Source organism: Nocardia sp. NPDC051990, from assembly GCF_040680755.1.
Classification (GTDB): domain Bacteria; phylum Actinomycetota; class Actinomycetes; order Mycobacteriales; family Mycobacteriaceae; genus Nocardia.
The window spans coordinates 50,812-69,163 of the sequence record NZ_JBFAXH010000023.1 but is presented as its reverse complement, the minus strand read 5'-3'; the positions used below and the strand labels follow the sequence as shown (position 1 = coordinate 69,163).

Below are 18,352 nucleotides of genomic sequence, written 5' to 3'. Positions count from 1 at the left end.
TATCATTGCCTGTCATGGGGAAGAGGTCCGAGCGGGAGGTGACAATGCTGACTCGCGCGTGGATTCGGTGGCTGCTCCTGCACGGCCTGATGCGGTCCTATCTGCTGTGGTCGGCGCGTCGGGGCGATCCCCTCGCACAGATCGCCTTCGGCCAGGATCGCTTGCTCGGCGCGTCGCCGTTCGTCGAGGAGATCCGACAGCGGGGCCGTCTGCCCAAACTGTCGGGAGTGCACGTCACCGCGGACTACGAACTGTGTCGTCGCATCCTGCGAGACAATCGCTTCGGCGTGGTCACGCCCAACCATCCAGTCATTCCGAAGCCGATCCGCTGGGTACTGGCCAAGACGGATCGGGAACTTCCCAACCTCGCGGAACCGCCCTCGATGCTGGTGACCGATCCGCCGGAACACACCCGGTACCGACGCCTGGTCGGGCAGGCATTCAGCCCGAAGGCGATTGCCAAATTAGAGCAGCGGGCCGTTGAAGTGACCGATGGCCTACTCGAACGCCTGGAATCAAAGCCGCGGCCGGACCTGATCGAAGACTTCGCCGCACAGGTGCCCGTCGCGATCATCGCCGAGATTCTCGGGTTTCCCGCCGACATGCATTCGACCATGCTGAAGTGGGGTTTCAATAGTGCGCCGCTGGTCGACCGAGCCTTGTCCTGGACCACGTATCGCCACGCCACCGACGAGCTGGCCGATGTCAAGCGGTACTTCGACCAGTGCATCGACAAGCTCACCGCCGAACCGGGCGATGACCTGCTCACTGTGCTGGTGACAAGTGATGAGCTCACCCGCCGCGAGCAGATCGCCAACGCGGCCCTGCTGCTGGACGCCGGATTCTTGACGACGGTGAACCTGCTCGGCAACGGAATCGCCCTGCTGACCAGCCATCCGGATCAGCGGGAACTGCTGATGGCGCAACCGGAGCTGTGGCCGGGCGCGATCGAGGAAATCCTGCGCTACGACTGCCCCGTGCGGATGACCGGCCGGATGGCCAACTGTGACGTCGACATCGCCGATCAGCACATCAAGCGCGGTTCCCTGGTCTTACTGTCATTGGCGGGCGCAAATTACGACCCCGGTGTCTTCCCCGATCCCGAACGATTCGACGTGACCAGGGCCAACGCCGCGGATCACCTCGCGTTCAGCAGCGGGGTGCACGGCTGCTTGGGATACCGGCTGGCCCGAATGGAAGGCGTCATCGCGCTGCGGACCCTCTTCGAGCGATATCCGGATTTGCGCTTGGACGGCCCGCCGATCCCGCGTCGCCTGAAGAACCTGCACGCCTACCGCTCCATGCCCGCCAAACTCACTGCCGACTAGCCGGGCGGCCAGGCCAGGCTCACCGGCCGGTACCCCCGGTTGCGGGTAAGTGGGTCGAGGCGGCCGTGGTGGCCGCTGACGTGGCGGTAAGAGCGGCATGTACGTCATCATCGATGGTGACGGTCAGATGCCAGCGGCGGGTAAGTCCGATGCAAGCGCCTCGGGTGACAGTCGACGGCATGACATGGCAAAGCTTCTCATCGGCAGAGGACAAGACGTTTCTGATCACCGGTGCCAGCGCGGGCATCGGGTATTTCGTCGCCGAACAGCTCGCGGCCAGCGGGGCCACTGTCGTGCTGGGTTGCCGCGACACCGCCAAGGCCGACCTCGCAGTGGGCACTATCGCCGCACATGTTCCGGATGCTCGATTGCGGTCGGTGCGACTGGACCTGGCGGATCTGTCCTCGCTGCCGGTGGCAGTGGCCGACCTCGGTGTGGATCGCCTGGACGCGGTTGTGCTCAATGCCGGGGTGCTGTTTGCCGGTGCTGATCGTCGCTGCACTGCCCGCGGCCACGAATTGATGTTCGCGACAAACCATCTCGGGCACTTCGCGCTGGTCGGTCACCTGGCGCCGGTGCTGGCGGCTACCGAGAACAGCCGCGTGGTCACTGTGGGCAGTTTCGCCGTGCGTTCGGAGCGGCTGGATCTGTCCGATCTGCAGTCCGAGCACGATTACCGGCCCAAATGTACCGGGCGAACCTCGAAACCGGCAGCTGCTCTGCCGCTCACAGGGTTTCGAGGTCGGCGAAGGGACCTGCTCGATCAGGGCGCGAGCCGGTTCCTGTTCCGAGCCGCCGGATGCTGTCAGTACGTGATCACTTCCTTGCCGAACCCGATCAAAACGTTGAGTACGGCGCGGAGTGCGGGATTGGTGTCCGCTCGGCGCCACGCCACTCGTAGATCGACGTCGGGTGTGGTCTCGTCGAGGGAGACGAACGCGATGTGCGGATCGGCGATGTTCCGGACGACAGAGGCGAGCGTCAGATGGCAGCCCACTTCAGCGCTGACGAGTGCCAGGGCCGTCTGCGTATCCGGGGCGACTTGGACGACGTCGGCCTCGAACCCGCCGGTGCCGGTCAGGAGCCGGAGTCGGTTGGTGAGAACCGCGCCCTCGTGCGAGGGAAGGGTGACGAAGCACTCGTCGGCGAAGCGTGCGATCGATACTCGTCGCGCGGCGGCCATGGGGTGGGTGCTGGGCAGCGCCACCACCAGAGAATCCTGCATGACCACCTGTGTCGAGACATCGTCAGGAATGACATCCCAGCGCCCTAACGCGAGGTCGGTGTCACCTTGGACGAGTCTGGTCATCGCGGGCTGGGCAAAGTTCTGGCTGGAGAGGTCGAGTTGGATACCCGGTCGTTGCGACCGCACTTCCCGTGCGAGCTTGGCAACGAGCCGGTGAGTCGACACCCCGGCGAAGGCAATTCGCACCAGCCCAACCTCTCCATCGTTCGCCGAGCGCACAGCAGCCTCGGCGCGGCGTATCGCCGCGAGGACTTCTTTTGCGGGGCCGACGAGTGCCTCTCCGCTCGGCGTGAGTTTCACCGACCGAGTGTTTCGCTCGAAGAGCAACGCTCCTAGTTCACGCTCGAGTTGTTTGATCGTCCGACTGAGCGGAGGTTGCGCGGTATGCAGTCGCTCGGCGGCGCGCCCGAAGTGCAGTTCTTCAGCCACTGCCAGGAACGATCGGAGCTTCACCACGTTCATACCCAGACCTCCATTAATGCAGATTGAGATATTAAAGATGAACCTATTAGGTATTGGACTGATCATAATTGGCTGGGTGATAGTGATTGCATGCACGCCGATCCCGAGGTACCCGATGACGTCTTCGCCGAAGTTCTGCGACAGACACGCGAATTCGTGCGCGATGCGGTGATGCCGCGCGAGCAGGAGATCGCCGACACCGACGCGATCCCCGCCGACATCCGCGCAATGGCCATGGAGATGGGCCTGTTCGGATACGCGATCCCGCAGCAGTGGGGTGGCCTCGGGCTCGACCTCACCCAGGACGTCGAACTGGCAATGGAACTCGGGTACACCACATTGGCATTGCGGTCGATGTTCGGTACCAACAACGGCATCGCCGGTCAGGTCCTGGTCGGCTTCGGCACCGACGATCAGAAGGCACAATGGCTCGACTCGATCGCCTCCGGCGAGGTCGTCGCCTCCTTCGCGTTGACCGAGCCCGGCGCGGGATCCAATCCGGCGGGGCTGACGACCAAGGCGGTGCGCGAGGGCGACGGCTGGCTCCTCACCGGACAGAAACGGTTCATCACCAACGCGCCATTAGCGAATCTGTTCGTGGTGTTCGCGCGGACCCGCCCCGCGGACGCCAGCGGTACCGGTGTCGCGGTGTTTCTCGTACCTGCCGACACGCCGGGAGTGTCGGTCGGAAAGAAGGACCGCAAGATGGGTCAGGAAGGCGCGTGGACAGCGGATGTCCACTTCAACGACGTGCGCGTGCCTGCGTCCGCCCTTGTCGGCGGCACCGAGGATGTCGGATATCGGGCGGCAATGACCGCACTGGCCCGAGGCCGCGTGCACATCGCGGCCTTGGCCGTCGGACAGGCCCAACGCGCCTTGGACGAGTCGGTCGCCTTCGCGGCGACAATGACACAGGGGGGAACGCCGATCGGGAACTTCCAACTCGTGCAGGCGATGCTCGCCGATCAGCAGACCGGGGTGATGGCCGGCTGTGCTCTGGTGCGAGACGCCGCGAGGAAGTGGGTATCGGGTGAGGATCGGCGAATCGCACCGTCGGTCGCCAAGCTGTATTGCACAGAGATGGCCGGAAAGGTCGCGGATCTGGCGGTGCAGGTACACGGTGGCAGCGGCTATATGCGTGACTGCGCCGTCGAACGGATCTATCGCGACGTCCGGCTGCTGCGCCTGTACGAGGGCACCAGTGAGATCCAGCGCCTGATCATCGGTGGCGGGCTCATGCGAAACACGGTCCGATGAGTCATCCGCTCGACGGAGTCACCGTGGTCGCCCTCGAACAGGCCGTCGCCGCGCCTCTTGCCACCCGGAGCCTCGCTGATCTCGGCGCGCGGGTCATCAAGGTAGAGCGGATGGACGGCGGCGACCTCGCACGCGGTTACGACCATGTTGTCCACGGCACGGGAGCGCATTTCGTCTGGCTCAATCGGGGAAAGGAATCCCTTGCCGTCGACCTCAAGAGCCAGAGCGGTCGCGACGCTGTTCACCGTCTCATCGACCACGCAGACGTCTTCATCCAGAACCTCGCACCCGGCGCGGCCGAGCGACTCGGGTTGGGAAGTGCGGATTTGCGGGCGAATCGGCCCGAACTGATCGTCGTCGACCTCTCGGGCTACGGCACAGGTGGCCCTCTCGAACATCGCAAGGCCTACGACATGCTGATCCAAGCCGAAGCCGGCCTGATCTCGATCACGGGAACCGCTGATACCGCAGTGAAAACCGGCATCCCGACCGCGGACATCGCATCGGGAATGTACTGCGCGCAATCGATTCTGGCGGCGTTGCTTCGCCGATGGCGCACCGGTGAAGGCGCCTCCATCGAGGTTTCGATGCTCGAGGCCACCGTGGAATGGCTTGGGCACGCCATGTATACCCAGATGCACACGGGCAGCCAGCCACCTCGAATGGGCTTGAGCCACAGCTCGATTGCCCCGTACGATGCGTTCCCCACCAGTGACGGTGAGGTGCTGATCGGGGTGCAGAGCGACTCGGGCTGGCGCGCCCTGGTGACCGACGTGCTCGGCGTCCCGGAATTGGCCGACGACCCTCGATTCGTCACCAACGTGCAGCGGGTCCGGCACCGACCGGAATGCGACGCCCTCGTGGCCGCGCGAACCATCCGGTGGTCCACCGCCGAACTCGATGCCAGGCTCGCCGCCGCAGGCATCCCCGCGGCACAGGTCAAGGGACTGGCCCAGGTCGTCGATCATGTGCAACTGCGCGCGCGTGATCGATGGCGGACCGTGGCCGCCGAACACGCCGCCGTCGAAGCCTTGCTTCCCCCAATAACTTTCGCGGATGTCGAAGCTCGGATGGGGGACGTGCCGGCGCTCGGCCAACACACGCGCGCCCTGCTGCTCGAATCCGGGATGGACACAGTCACCGCAAACAGCCTTCTTGCGCGCGGCCACGCGTTCCAAGCCGCCGAGCCCGATCGATCCGATGTCTTGTCCACGTAACCCGACGAAAAGAGAACACACATGCTGACTGGACGCACCGCCGTGATCACTGGAGGCGCGCAAGGGATAGGACTGGCCATCGCGCGCACCTTCGCCGCGAACGGAGCCAGAGTGGTGTTGGGAGACCTCGACGGAGCACGGGCCGAGCAGGCCGCCGCGACCCTGCCGACCGAAGCGCTCGGCGTGCGGTGCGATGTCACCTCCTCCGCCGATGTCGCCCAGCTGCTCGCTACCGCGACACACGAGTACGGAGGACTCGACATCATGGTGAACAACGCCGGCATCACCCGGGACGCCACGATGCGGAAGATGACCGAAACGCAGTTCGACGAGGTGATCGACGTTCACCTCCGCGGATGCTGGAACGGCACCCGCCTGGCCGCCGGGATCATGCGCGAAACCGGGGGCGGTTCGATCATCAACCTGTCGTCGATCTCGGGAAAGGTCGGCTTCGTCGGCCAGACGAACTACTCCGCGGCGAAGGCCGGCATTGTCGGACTATCCAAGGCCGCGGCAAAGGAAGTCGCCCACCTGGGCGTGCGGATCAATGTCATCCAGCCCGGTCTCATCCGCACAGCGATGACGGAAGCGATGCCGCCGCGGGTGTGGGAGCAGAAGATGGCAGAGATCCCCATGCAGCGCGCCGGGGAACCCGAAGAGGTCGCGTCGGTCGCTCTCTTCTACGCCTCGGATCTGTCGTCGTATATGACCGGCACCGTGGCCGAGGTGACCGGCGGTCGCCACATGTGAAGAAATTGGATACCCCGGAAAGACGATTGCAATGAAGAAGGCAAATAGCGCATTGCGCATTTTCGATTCTCTCGACTCGATAAGGAACTGCCTCGGAGAGAAGATCGGTCCCGGTCCTTGGGTGACGATCGAGCAGGATCGCATCGACCTGTTCGCCGATGTCACGGGTGATCGTCAGTGGATCCACTGCGACCGTGAGCGCGCGGTCTCGGGACCATACGGCGCGACCATCGCGCACGGCTATCTGACGTTGTCGCTTCTGCCGAAACTCGCCGCCGAGCTCTACACGGTGGCGGTCGGATCGGCGCGGGTGAACTACGGCAGCAACAAGGTCCGTTTCCCGGCACCTGTCCGAGCCGGACACCGCATCCGAGCCTCCGCCACACCGGTCGAATGCCGTGCCGCCGATCCGGGGACCTTCCTCAGTGTCCGCTTCGAGGTGGAGGTCGAAGGAAGCGACAAGCCCGCCATGGTCGCCGAAACCGTCACCCTTATCGTCCCGTGACCGGGTGCCCGACCCCTCTCGCTCTCACCGCACAAGGAACACGCAATGCCCGACGCAGTCATCTGTGAACCGCTCCGCACGCCCGTCGGCCGCTTCGGTGGCGTCCTGCGCGACATCGCACCCGAGGACCTCGCGGCCACCGTCATCGCCGAATTGGTCTCCCGCACAGGCATTTCCGGCGCCGACATCGATGACGTGATTCTCGGCCAGGCATCTCCGAACGGTGAGGCTCCGGCGATCGGTCGTATCGCGGCACTCAACGCCGGCCTGAGCGTGGAGGTTCCGGGTCTGCAGGTCGACCGCCGTTGCGGCTCTGGGCTGCAGGCGATCATCCAGGCGGTGATGCAGGTCGAATCCGGCGGCAGCGAGCTGGTCCTCGCCGGTGGCGTCGAGTCCATGAGTCAGGCAGAGTTCTACGCCACGGGAATGCGCTACGGCGTCCGTGGCGATTCGCTGGCCCTCAACGACCGGTTGGCCCGCGCTCGGGTAACGGCGGGCGGACGCCACTATCCGGTGCCGGGTGGAATGATCGAAACCGCGGAGAATCTGCGTGCTGAGTTCGCGATCAGCCGTGCGGACCAGGATGCGCTCGCGGTCCAGTCCCATCAGCGCGCCGTCGCGGCGCAGCGGAGTGGGGTCTTCGCTGAGGAGATCGTTCCGGTGACCGTTCCACAGCGCCGCGGCGCTGCACTGGTCGTTGACATCGACGAACATCCACGTGCCGACACCAGCATGTCGTCGCTGGCCACGCTGAAGCCGATCCGCGCCGCCATCGATCCCGACTCGACAGTCACCGCCGGCAACGCCAGCGGCCAGAACGACGGTGCCGCGCTCGCGGTCGTCACTACCGAGCGGAAGGCGAAAGCGCTCGGGTTGCGTCCGCTCGCCCGGCTCGTGAGCTGGGCCGTGGCTGGCGTCGCGCCGCGGACGATGGGCATCGGCCCGGTACCGGCAACCGAGAAGGCGCTCGGTCGGCTGGGGCTGAGGCTGGCCGACATCGACATCATCGAGCTCAATGAAGCCTTTGCCGCCCAGACTCTCGCTGTCACCCGCACATGGGGCCTCGAACCCGACGACTCGCGTCTGAACCCGAATGGCTCGGGCATCTCGCTCGGTCATCCGGTCGGCGCGACCGGTGCTCGCATCCTCGCGACCTTGCTGCGCGAACTCGACCGCCGAAATGCCCGCTTCGGCCTGGAGACGATGTGTATCGGCGGCGGCCAGGGCCTCTCTGCCATCTTCGAGAACTGTGCGGCGGGCTCGGCATGAGCCAGCCGACGTCCGTCGCGGACGGGTAGGCGCCGCCGGCCGGACCGCGTCCAGGGATACCAAGATTATCCCGAGCAAATTGTTCTTGTGGCGTGGGAAGCGCAGGCGTATATTGAGGCGAGCGAGCGTTCGTTCGTTGGAGAATAGGCATGGTGAGCACGGAAACTGTCAGGAGCCGAGGTTGCTATGTGGCAACCAAGTCTCCTCGGACGCCGCGCCGAGGCCGGCTATTCGCGCGATTACTCGTCTCGAAATTTGGTTTGAATATAGAGTGACATTTCAGCCGGAGGTTTGTCTCAGATCCTATAAACGAGAAATCGTGCCTGGGCGGAGTGGATAAAGCGCGAAATGTTACGTGGTACAAAGATGTACTCTTCGTAGTCGAAGGTCGGTCAATGGTTGGTTGCAGTGACACGAGTGCCCCCGGCGCCATTGGTTCTGGTCATGGTTACACGGATCAGAAACAAATTCTCTACGCAAAAGAGGAACTCCTCACCAAGGGGCCACTGCACGTGCCACCGCAGCAGTCGGGTGTCCGGGAGGTGATCGACCGAAGTTGGCGGCGGTGCATCGGGGAATCGGTGCCCGCCCGGCTTGCGTCGGTCCCCTACGTCGGCGGGCCGGTCACCAAGTCCGTTCTCCGCGAGGCCGCCGAACCCGTGCTGGTACGCCTGGCCGAGCACATGTCCGATGTTCCCGTGGCCATGTTCCTCTGCGACCACACCGGGAGCATCCTGATTCGCAAGGTCAATGAACCACGTCAGCGCACCCGACTCGACAAGGTCTCCGCGGTGGAGGGTTTCGACTTCTCCGAGCGAGCGATCGGAACGAACGGCCTCGGAACGGTCCTCGCCGAGCGCCGTTCGCTGCTTGTTCAGGGCAACGAGCACTTCAACGAGATGCTCGCCCCGCTTACCTGTTCGGGCACACCCGTCGTGGAACCGTTCACCGGTCGCGTGCTCGGAGTCTTCTCGCTCGCGTCCAACACCGAGGACGCGAGTCCGCTCATGCACGCAATCACCGTCGACATCGGGCGGCAAATCGAGAGCAATCTCAATGCGATGCTCGGCGATCACGAACGTGCCCTCATCCGGTCCTATCTACACGCTGACCGGACCAAGCGAGACCCCGTGATCGTGGTCAACGAACGGACGGTGTTCGCCAACACCGCCGGGCTGTCGTACCTGAACTCCGAGTCCCACGCGATGCTGTGGGTCCACCTCAATGAACACACGTCGGCAGGGGGAGTGCACCAGGCACGGGTGCCGCTGCTGACCGGCTGGCGCGACGCGGAAATCGAGAAGGTCGACGGTGGCCCCGACACCGGTCCTGCCTATGCGGTCCGAATCATGCCTGAACCGGACTGTGGCACCCGAGCGTCTCGACGACGACCGAAGTCCGCCGGCGGTCCGTTGGCGCGCGTGGACGCGCTTCCGCGGCCCTGCGCACACCCGGTGCCCGAGATCGACGCGCAGTTGTCGTTGGTCGCCCGCCATCGGGAATGCCTGGTCCTCGACGGTGAAACGTGCACGGGAAAACTTCGCACCGCCGAGGCATTCCTGCGTGAGCACTTCGCCCACAACAACCCACTCGTGCTCGATTTCGCGATACCAGTGTCCGACAGGGGCCGAGATCGGTTCGTCTCGGGATCGGAGGCCATCGACTCCGGGCGCGCTGTGATCCTGCAACATCTGCAGGATCTCGATCCCTCGGACATCAACCAGGTCAAGGCGCTCGCTCGGCGTGCGCTGTCCTCGGACGTGCCGTTGGTCGTCACCCTGACCCTCGAGGATGCCGCGGAGCACGTGCGCGCACTCGCCGGCCAGATGGCGACAAGCGTTCGACTACCCGCGCTGCGGGAGATACCCGAGCACGTCCCGGCGTTCGTCGGCAGGATCTTGGCCGGCATGACCGGACTCGAACGAACCACGAGATTTTCATCCGAAGCCCAGCAGTTGCTGATCAGATCGCCGTGGCCGGGTAATGTCGCCGAACTCCGCCGTACCGTCGAACTCATGGCCAAACGCATGCCCGGACGGATCGTGCAGGCGGCCGACCTTCCCACACCCATTCGGCAGGCTGGGGTTCGGCAGCAGTGGACCATGATCGAAACCGTCGAGCGCGATGCCATAATGCGGGCGTTGCAGCGGTACAGCGGTAATCGAAGCAAGGCGGCTGAAGCACTCGGGATCGGTCGAACCACGTTGTACCGCAAGATCCGCACCCTTCGTATAGACGCGTGAGTCCGATCTGGGAGTGGTAGAACCCGCCGGCCACCGGATATTGTTGTCATTCCCCGGTTTTCGGCACCGACAATGAGCCGATTTCGAAACCGGGGAATGACACATTCAGGTCGAATTCGTCCCCCTTCGGGCACGCCGTCGGAAATGGTTTGCGGACTGATGCGAAATTGCGAGACTCCGCGCGGAATCCATGTGACTCGGTGCCGCTGCGTTTCAGCGCACGGTCCTGATCAGTTTCTTGTTGGAGAATTCGTCGAACCCGTAGCGACCGAGTTCGCGCCCGACCCCGGAGCGTTTTACCCCGCCGAACGGCAGATCGGGTGCGCTCTTGCTGGTGCCGTTGATCCAGGCCATCCCGACCTCCAGTTGTTCGGCGACACGGCGGCCCTGCACCGGATCCGAGGTGAAGATCGCCGCACCCAGACCGAACGGGGACTCGTTCGCCAGAGCTATCGCGGCCTCTTCGGTCGCGACCCGGTATACCACCGCGACCGGCCCGAACAGCTCCTCGTGGTAGGCGCGCATATCGGGGGTCACGTCGACCAGCACCGTAGCCTCGTAGAACGCGCCTGCAGCGTCACTTCGCTGACCGCCGGTCAGCAGCCGCGCGCCTTTGGTGACCGCATCCTCGACCTGCTCGGCGAGCTCATCGACCGCGGCCGACGACGACAGCGGCCCGAACACCGTCGCGGGATCGGCCGGATCGCCCGGCACCACCTGGCTCATGGCTGAGGTGAACGCGTGCAGGAAGGCATCGTAGACGTCATCGACCACGATGAATCGCTTCGATGCTGTACAAGCTTGCCCCGCGTTGGTCATCCGGTTGTTGACCGCAGCCGCCACGGCGTCGTCGAGATCGGTGTCGTCGAGCACGAGGAACGGGTCGGAACCGCCGAGTTCGAGCACGAATCTCTTCATGTGCCGACCCGCGATCTCGCCGACCGCAGAGCCGGCACGCTCGGATCCCGTCAGTGACACACCCTGCAAGCGCGGATCCGCGATCATCCCCGCGACCTGCGCATTGTCGGCGAAAACATTGGCATACACCCCGCCGGGGAAGCCGGCCTGCACGAACATCGCCTCGATCGCCAAGGCTGACTGCGGGCAGTTGCGGGCATGTTTGATCATCACGGTATTGCCCAGCATCAGGTTCGGTGCCGCGAATCGCACGACCTGATAGAAGGGATAATTCCAGGGCATGATCCCGACCAGCGGACCGATCGGTTCGGTCCGGACGACCGCCGTACCCCCGCCGGCGACGTCCAACACCTCGTCTTCCAGGAAGACCGGGCCATTGTCGGCGTAGTACTCGAAAATCTTGGCGCACAACGCCACTTCGCCCTTGGCTTGCGTGATCGGCTTTCCCATTTCCATGGTCAAGATCGATGCGAGCTCATCGGCACGGCGGCGCCACAGGTCGGCCACGGCCCGCAGGGCGTCGGCACGCCGCGGCGTCGCGGTTGCCCGCCATTGCCGATATGCCTGGGTCGAACGAGCGATCGCGGCGGCGATGTCGTCGTCGGTGGCTCGGGCGAATTCACGTACTCGCTCACCGGTCACGGGGTTCGTCGTGACATAGAAACTCATCAGCTCCTCGATTCATTCGTACATCGGCCACCGTTGGCATCGTCTCGGCGTGCTGGCGTCTCACATATTCGGTCACCGCCGCACCCGCTGGTTGTTCCGAAGTGGAACAACACCGGACACGTGTCGTCCATCACGCTGAGTGGCATATCGAAAAGTGATGCACCCGGCCGCTCGAGCGCGCGGCGCGCGACCTCGCCGCAGCGCGGTATGTCCGGGGCGCACACCTGAAGGAGCGAGACATGCGTGCATTCGCTATTGCCGAAGAGGGTTCCGCCGCAACGGAACTCGTCCTAGCGGCCACCCGGCCGACGGGCCGGGAGATATTGCTGAGGGTGATTCGAGCCGGGGTCTGCCACACCGATACACATCTGCGTGAAGGTGGATACGATCTGGGCAGTCGAGGCAAAATGCGATTGACCGACCGCGGGATCAATTATCCGCTTGTACTCGGCCACGAAGTGGTCGGTGTGGTCGAGCAGATCGGCGATGATGTCCACGGTGTCGATATCGGTGATATTCGGCTCGTCTATCCATGGATCGGTTGCGGACAATGTCATCAGTGTCAGGCCGGCCGAGACAATTACTGTTCGAATGGACAGAATCTCGGCGTGGCGCGGCCCGGCGGCTACGCCGACCATATCGTCGTCCCCGATGCGAAATACCTGGTAGATATCGCCGGAATCGACCCGTCCTGGGCGGCTACCCTCGCATGTTCCGGTGTGACGGCTTATAGCGCGGTCAACAAAGTTCTACCACTGCCCGCGGCGGAACCCATTGTGGTCATCGGCGCCGGTGGCGTCGGCCTGACCGCCATCGCCACGTTGAAAGCGCTCGGTCATGACGAAATTTGCGCCGTCGACGTTTCTGAGGAGAATCTGCGGCTCGCACTGGAGATCGGAGCCACCAGGACCGTTCGATCAACCGATGGCACGGCGAAGCAAATCATCCGAACATGCGGCGGCCCGGTCGCCGCGATCATCGATTTCGTGAACAACGGCATCACTGCCGCGGCGGCCTTCGAGGCACTGCGCAAGGGCGGAAAGCTGGTGCAGGTCGGCCTTTTCGGCGGCGAACTCGTCGTGCCCACCGCACTGATGACGCTGAAGATGCTGGAGCTGAACGGGAGCTTCGTCGGAACTCTCGACGAGCTTCGCGCGGTCGTCGCTCTCGCGAAAAGCAATGCGCTTCCTCGTATTCCGATCCTCGAATACGACCTCGATGCGGATTCGGTCAACTCGGCACTGGAGCGGCTCGCGCACGGGGGAGTACCCGGGCGGATCGTGCTTCGGGAACCGGGCAGCGTATAGCGGCCTTCCGCGAGAAATCTGCAGGACAATCGACAAACCATGGAGGAATTCCGATATGACCGGTCTGGTCTCTGATTCCGTGGAGCATCAGCTCATTCGCGAGTCGGTCGCAAAGGTTGCCGGCAAATTCGGCAGCGACTACTACCTCGGCCTGGCGCGCTCCGGCGGTAAACCCGAGGAGCTGTGGCATGAGCTCGGCGCGGCCGGACTCCTCGGGGCGCACATCCCGGAGGAGTTCGGAGGCGGCGGTGCGGGTCTCAGCGAATTGGTCGTGGTGATCGAAGAGCTGGCGGCCAACGGTGTACCGATGCTCCTTCCCATCATTTCGTCGGCGATTTGCGCCTGCATTATCCGCACCCACAGCTCGGCCGAACAGAAGTCGGAATGGCTCCCCGGGCTGGCATCCGGCAGTCGACGGATGGCGTTCGGCCTGACCGAACCGAACTCTGGCTCGAACAGCCACAATGTCGCTACTACTGCGCGACGCGACGGCGATGGCTGGGTGATCTCCGGAACCAAGTACTACATATCGGCTGCGGACGAATCCGAAGCCATCCTGGTCGTAGCGCGGGACGCCGAAATGACCGTGGACAACCGGCCCCGCTTGTCGCTGTTCATCGTGCCTACCGACTCGCCGGGGCTGGTTCTCCAGCCGCTCGAAACGGTACTGACATCGACGGACAAGCAGTTCACTATCTTCTTCGACAATGTCCGAGTCGAGCGCGGAGCGCTGATCGGTGCTGCGGGCCAGGGGCTTCGGCATGTTTTCTCGGGCCTCAATCCCGAACGCATTACGGCGGCGGCGCTGAGTTCGGGAATCGGGCGTTACGCGATTTCCAAGGCGCAGCGATACGCCAAGGAGCGGCAGGTGTGGTCGGTCCCGATCGGCGCGCACCAGGGTATTTCGCATCCGCTCGCCGAAGCGCACATCGCCGTGGAACTCGCGCGTCTCGCCACCTACCGTAGCGCCGCGCTGTTCGATGCCGGCGAAGAAGCCGGTGAATCCGCGAACATCGCGAAGTTCGCCGCAGCGGAGGCATCGTTGAAAGCGCTCGATCAAGCCATCCAGGTGCACGGCGGAAACGGGCTATCCAAGGAATACGGGCTTGCCGAATTCTGGTTCACCGCCCGGCTCATGCGCACCGCACCGGTCAGCCGAGAAATGGTACTGAATTTCGTCGCGCAGACGAGTCTCGGCCTGCCGAGGTCTTACTAGAGAATTCGAAGGGACATTTCGATGACAACGACCGAACACGCATCGTCCACCGCGTCGATCAAGTGTGCGCAATTCTGGTGGGAAGACCTGGACCGAGGAGATGTGATCCGTGGTACCGGAATGACCATCACCGATGCTCATCTCATCCAATGGGCCGGGCTGACCGGTGACATCGTGCCACTGCACCTGGACAAAGAATATGCGTCCACGACAAGGTTCGGTGAGCGTATCGTGCACGGACCGCTCACGCTCGCACTCACTCTCGGCTTGGCTACCCAAAGTGGGTACTTCAACAACGTTGTGGCCTGGCTGGGTCTCGACGAGTTGCGCGCGCAACGCCCTGTGTTGGTCGGCGACACGGTGCACCCCGAGGCCGAACTCATCGAGACCCGGCCAACGAAGAATCCGGACCAAGGCATCTGGACCTTCGCCTACACGATGTTCAATCAGCGCAGCGAATCGGTCATGGCATTCCGGAGCAGCTTGCTGATCCGGCGGCGCCCGGCTGTGGCGGCAGCCTGATTCCGGGCCGAGACGAAGGGAATTTGGCCACATGATTCGCTCGATAACCGACCGGGCATACCTCGCGGGTGTCGGTGAGACCGACTACGTCCGGGGGACAGCGAAGACCGAACGGCAACTGATTCTGGAGGCATCCATCGCTGCCTGCCGGGATGCCGGCGTGGACACATCGGCTGTCGACGGATTGGTCATGGCATGGAAAGACACGCCAACGAACGAGGATTTCATCGCCGCACTCGGAATCAAGGACCTGCGATTCCATTCGCATGTGCACATGGGCGGCGCGTCTCCGGCAGCGGGGATCGTTCAGGCCGCGGGAGCGATATCCGCGGGACTGGCACGCCGGGTGATCGTGGCGACAGGGCACAACTTCTACTCTTCGTCCAACAGGCTGGGCTCTACGGAACAGACGCCTGGGGGAATCGGAAACATCCCCGGACCGGAGATCCGGAACAATCTCGAAAACCCTGTCGGCCTGCTCGCTCCGATGCAGTGGTACAGCCTGCACGCCAATCGATGGTTCTATGAGACCAAGGCCGACCGCCGCGGGATGGAGACCGTGGCGTTGACGGCCCGACAGCACGCGCATCTCAACCCGAAGGCGTACATGCGTGGTCGCGAATTGACCAGCGAGCAGTACTGGGCGTCTCCGATGCTGGTCCAGCCATTCCATCTCTTCGATATCTGCTTGGAGACCGACGGCGCAGCAGCCGTGTTGGTCGTCGGCGCGGAAGAGGCCCGGGACCTGGGTTCCCGGGCGATCGCGATCGCGGGCGGGGCGGAAGGGCACGCCGACTCGCCGGACGACCTGTCGAGCCGTGCGGACATCCTGAACATGGGGATTACCAAGGCGGCCCGACGAGCCTTCGAGATGGCCGGGGTCCGTCACGACGAGATCGACTTCGCCGAGATATACGACTGCTTCACCTTCATCGTCCTGCGGCAAATCGAGGAGATGGGTTTCTGCGGCCGGGGGGAGTCCCCGGATTTCGTCAGCGGCGGACGAATCGCGCTGGGTGGGGATCTGCCGATCAATACACATGGCGGGCTGCATTCGCAGGCGCATGTCTTGGGGATGAACCATGTTGTCGAGGCCGTGCGGCAACTGCGCGGCGAAGCGGGGGAAGCCCAGGTCGACGGCGCGCATATCGGACTCGTCACCGGCTACGGAGATTTCAGCGACGGATCGATTGTGATCCTGCACAACTAGCTCTAAGGTTTGTCTTCAGAAGGTGGGTTATATGCTGGATTCCCTGATCGACGCCGAATCAGCTCGTCCTTTGCTCTCGGAAAGTCCGCTTTATGCAGAGTACTTCCAGGGGCTGCGACAGCGTCGGATCATTGTTCGGATGTGCACCGGTTGCGAAATCGTGCAATGGCCGCCGCGAGAAATCTGCGGCGTGTGCCAAAACTCTCGGTTCGTTCCCGCCGATGTGCCGACCGAAGGTGAGACGTACACCTACTCGGTAATGTATCGAGCGTTTCATCCGGCATTCAAGGATGCTGTTCCGTACGGCGTCGTTGTTGTTGAACCGGCACCAGGGGTCAGGATAATCGGACGATATGTGGGGCCGGATCCCGATAGCCTCGAGTGTGGGCAGCGTATGACGGCCGTCTTCGATGATCTCGGAATCGACAGCGGATCCATTGCCTGGCGACGCATCGATGAGTGAACCCCACAACTGTGCGCACAGCATTCAAATCTTCATCCATTTAGTACCAGGAGAATGATTGTGGTCAGCTCACCACAAGAACGGCGCTCGGCGCTGATGAACAGGTTTCCATCGTGGGAGCCCATGACCTTGCACCGATGGTTCGACCTGCTGAGCCGAGAGTTCGGCAGCCGTCCTGTTGTGATCGACGACGACGTGGTGCTGTCCTACGATCAGGTGAAGGAGCAGTCCGAGGATCTGGCTCGGGGACTACTCGAATTGGGAGTATCGCCCGGCGATCGTGTTGCTCTGTTGCTGGCGAATTATATCGGGTATCTTCCGCTGAAAATCGCCCTCTCGCGTGTGGGTGCGATTGCCGTTCCCCTGAACTTTCTGTACCGCGAAACCGAGCTTGAATATGTTCTCAGGCAATCGGGAACCAGTGTTTTGATCACCATGGACGAGTTCTCCGGACTCGATTACCTGTCGATGCTCGATACCATCGCGCCCGGCTGGGCCGATCATCGGCAGACGGCATTGCCGGACCTGCGTGAGGTTGTGTTCCATGTGACCGGCCGACCGTGTCGTTCCGGGATGAGGACGCTCGAGCAGCTTGCGGCCAGTGGAGAGCGTGCGCGTTCGCTGATGCTGTTTCCCGAGGTGTCGCCGGAAGCCGTAAGTGACATGTTCTATACATCCGGTACCACGGGAAATCCAAAGGGTGTGCTCAATACTCACGACGGGCTGCTGCGTAGCTCATTCGCTTCGGCAATTACCCGCGGCATGGGCGAACAGTGGCGGACCTTGTTCTCCCTTCCGCTCTACCACACGTTCGGTTATACCGAAGGTGTTCTCGCGCCCATATGGGTGGGCGGCTCGGTCCTCCCACGTGCCAAGTTCTCGGCAGAGGACTACTTGTCCGGGATCGAACGGCTGAAAGCCACAGAGATCTTGGCAGTGCCCACAATGATGGTGGCAATTCTGGATGCTGCCCGAAAGCGCGCTTACGATCTGTCTTCGCTGAAATCGGTGATGTCGGCATCAGCAGTGGCGCCGGTCTGGGTGTGGGAGAAAACGAAGGAGCTCCTCGGCGACCCAAATATCGTCACCGCCTGGGGAATGACTGAGACGAGTGCGAGCTGCACCATGACGCTCCCAGAGGACCCCATCCAGGTCCATTCGACTACCGTGGGCAGCCCGAAGATCGCTGGATCGGCGGCGGCCACCGAGGGGCAGCTCTTTCGCATCGCCACAGCGGATCCGGACACTGGTGAGCACCTCCCCGCCGGTGTCACCGGCGAGGTGATCGTCTCGTCGCCATCCGTGATGGTGGGTTATTGGCGGAATCCGGACGAGACGGCAGCGGTTCTGCGAGATGGCTGGTTGCGCACCGGCGATATCGGATATATCGATCCCAATGGGCGAATGGTACTCACCGGGCGCGCGAAGGAACTCTACAAGAGCGGCGGTGAGTTGATCATGCCGAAAGAGATCGAGGAATTTCTCACCAAGATTCCAGGGGTGAGTCAAGCATACGCAATAGGCATACCTGACGAGTACTGGGGTGAGGCCGGTTGTGCGGTAATCGTGACCGAGCCGGGAGCCGAGCTGTCGGAGGATAAAATCTTGGACTTCTGCCGTGTCGGACTCGCAAGATTCAAGGTGCCCAAACGAGTTGTTTTCATGAAGGCAGAGGAACTACCGGCCACTCCGACGGGAAAGATCCAGAAGTTCCGCCTCGTCGAGATGATGAAGAACGGAAACGGCACCAATTGAACGCGCAACCGCGCG

Annotated in this window: 15 protein-coding genes and 1 pseudogene; 14 read left to right on the top strand and 2 right to left on the bottom strand. The window is 63.2% G+C overall.

The window, feature by feature from the left end; genetic code table 11:
• Nucleotides 1-14 precede the first annotated feature (14 nt).
• Both AB0L63_RS29280 and AB0L63_RS29275 read left to right on the top strand, forming a co-directional pair.
• Nucleotides 15-1,328 (top strand): cytochrome P450, encoded by a 1,314-nt coding sequence (locus tag AB0L63_RS29280; RefSeq protein ID WP_364507214.1) that lies wholly within the window; start codon nucleotides 15-17, stop codon nucleotides 1,326-1,328.
• A gap of 113 nt (nucleotides 1,329-1,441) precedes the next feature.
• A pseudogene (locus AB0L63_RS29275) lies at nucleotides 1,442-1,897 on the top strand (SDR family NAD(P)-dependent oxidoreductase); the annotation flags it as partial.
• Nucleotides 1,898-2,133: 236 nt separating this feature from the next.
• Here the strand turns inward: AB0L63_RS29275 and AB0L63_RS29270 are convergent.
• Entirely contained in the window at nucleotides 2,134-3,036 is a 903-nt protein-coding gene (locus AB0L63_RS29270) for a LysR substrate-binding domain-containing protein (protein ID WP_364507236.1), read from the bottom strand.
• Nucleotides 3,037-3,126: 90 nt separating this feature from the next.
• Between AB0L63_RS29270 and AB0L63_RS29265 the strand changes: the two genes are divergently transcribed.
• The 6 genes from AB0L63_RS29265 to AB0L63_RS29240 all read left to right on the top strand — a co-directional run bounded on the left by AB0L63_RS29265 (nucleotide 3,127) and on the right by AB0L63_RS29240 (nucleotide 10,277).
• The gene (locus AB0L63_RS29265; RefSeq protein ID WP_364507211.1) at nucleotides 3,127-4,293 is read left to right on the top strand and encodes an acyl-CoA dehydrogenase family protein; all 1,167 of its coding nucleotides are present in this window, start codon (nucleotides 3,127-3,129) and stop codon (nucleotides 4,291-4,293) included.
• A complete protein-coding gene (locus tag AB0L63_RS29260; RefSeq protein WP_364507209.1) occupies nucleotides 4,290-5,510 on the top strand; it encodes a CaiB/BaiF CoA-transferase family protein in 1,221 nt (406 codons plus the stop codon). Before AB0L63_RS29265 ends, AB0L63_RS29260 begins: the two co-directional genes overlap by 4 nt.
• A 21-nt stretch (nucleotides 5,511-5,531) precedes the next feature.
• On the top strand, nucleotides 5,532-6,260 hold the full coding sequence (fabG, locus tag AB0L63_RS29255) for a 3-oxoacyl-ACP reductase FabG (protein ID WP_364507207.1): 729 nt from the start codon (nucleotides 5,532-5,534) through the stop codon (nucleotides 6,258-6,260).
• A gap of 31 nt (nucleotides 6,261-6,291) precedes the next feature.
• Complete coding sequence (locus tag AB0L63_RS29250; RefSeq protein WP_364507204.1) at nucleotides 6,292-6,765, top strand: MaoC family dehydratase; 474 nt, start codon at nucleotides 6,292-6,294, stop codon at nucleotides 6,763-6,765.
• Nucleotides 6,766-6,810: 45 nt separating this feature from the next.
• Nucleotides 6,811-8,034: an acetyl-CoA C-acetyltransferase gene (locus tag AB0L63_RS29245; protein WP_364507201.1), complete on the top strand. Its 1,224-nt coding sequence runs from the start codon at nucleotides 6,811-6,813 to the stop codon at nucleotides 8,032-8,034.
• A gap of 512 nt (nucleotides 8,035-8,546) precedes the next feature.
• Nucleotides 8,547-10,277, top strand: a complete 1,731-nt coding sequence (locus AB0L63_RS29240) for a helix-turn-helix domain-containing protein (protein WP_364507198.1) — start codon at nucleotides 8,547-8,549, stop codon at nucleotides 10,275-10,277.
• A gap of 213 nt (nucleotides 10,278-10,490) precedes the next feature.
• Here the strand turns inward: AB0L63_RS29240 and AB0L63_RS29235 are convergent, their stop codons facing one another.
• Nucleotides 10,491-11,864: an NAD-dependent succinate-semialdehyde dehydrogenase gene (locus AB0L63_RS29235; RefSeq protein WP_364507195.1), complete on the bottom strand. Its 1,374-nt coding sequence runs from the start codon at nucleotides 11,862-11,864 to the stop codon at nucleotides 10,491-10,493.
• A 239-nt stretch (nucleotides 11,865-12,103) separates the two neighbouring features.
• Between AB0L63_RS29235 and AB0L63_RS29230 the strand changes: the two genes are divergently transcribed.
• From AB0L63_RS29230 to AB0L63_RS29205, 6 genes are read left to right on the top strand one after another with little or no spacing between them, the layout of a single operon-like run.
• Nucleotides 12,104-13,171, top strand: coding sequence for an alcohol dehydrogenase (locus tag AB0L63_RS29230; protein WP_364507192.1), 1,068 nt, complete (start codon nucleotides 12,104-12,106; stop codon nucleotides 13,169-13,171).
• A 55-nt stretch (nucleotides 13,172-13,226) separates the two neighbouring features.
• Nucleotides 13,227-14,387 (top strand): acyl-CoA dehydrogenase family protein, encoded by a 1,161-nt coding sequence (locus AB0L63_RS29225; RefSeq protein ID WP_364507189.1) that lies wholly within the window; start codon nucleotides 13,227-13,229, stop codon nucleotides 14,385-14,387.
• A 21-nt stretch (nucleotides 14,388-14,408) separates the two neighbouring features.
• Nucleotides 14,409-14,909: a MaoC/PaaZ C-terminal domain-containing protein gene (locus AB0L63_RS29220; RefSeq protein ID WP_364507186.1), complete on the top strand. Its 501-nt coding sequence runs from the start codon at nucleotides 14,409-14,411 to the stop codon at nucleotides 14,907-14,909.
• A gap of 31 nt (nucleotides 14,910-14,940) precedes the next feature.
• Nucleotides 14,941-16,119, top strand: a complete 1,179-nt coding sequence (locus tag AB0L63_RS29215) for a transporter (RefSeq protein ID WP_364507184.1) — start codon at nucleotides 14,941-14,943, stop codon at nucleotides 16,117-16,119.
• Nucleotides 16,120-16,150: 31 nt separating this feature from the next.
• Nucleotides 16,151-16,582, top strand: coding sequence for an OB-fold domain-containing protein (locus AB0L63_RS29210; protein WP_364507181.1), 432 nt, complete (start codon nucleotides 16,151-16,153; stop codon nucleotides 16,580-16,582).
• A gap of 54 nt (nucleotides 16,583-16,636) precedes the next feature.
• Nucleotides 16,637-18,337 (top strand): class I adenylate-forming enzyme family protein, encoded by a 1,701-nt coding sequence (locus AB0L63_RS29205; protein WP_364507178.1) that lies wholly within the window; start codon nucleotides 16,637-16,639, stop codon nucleotides 18,335-18,337.
• Nucleotides 18,338-18,352: the final 15 nt, after the last annotated feature.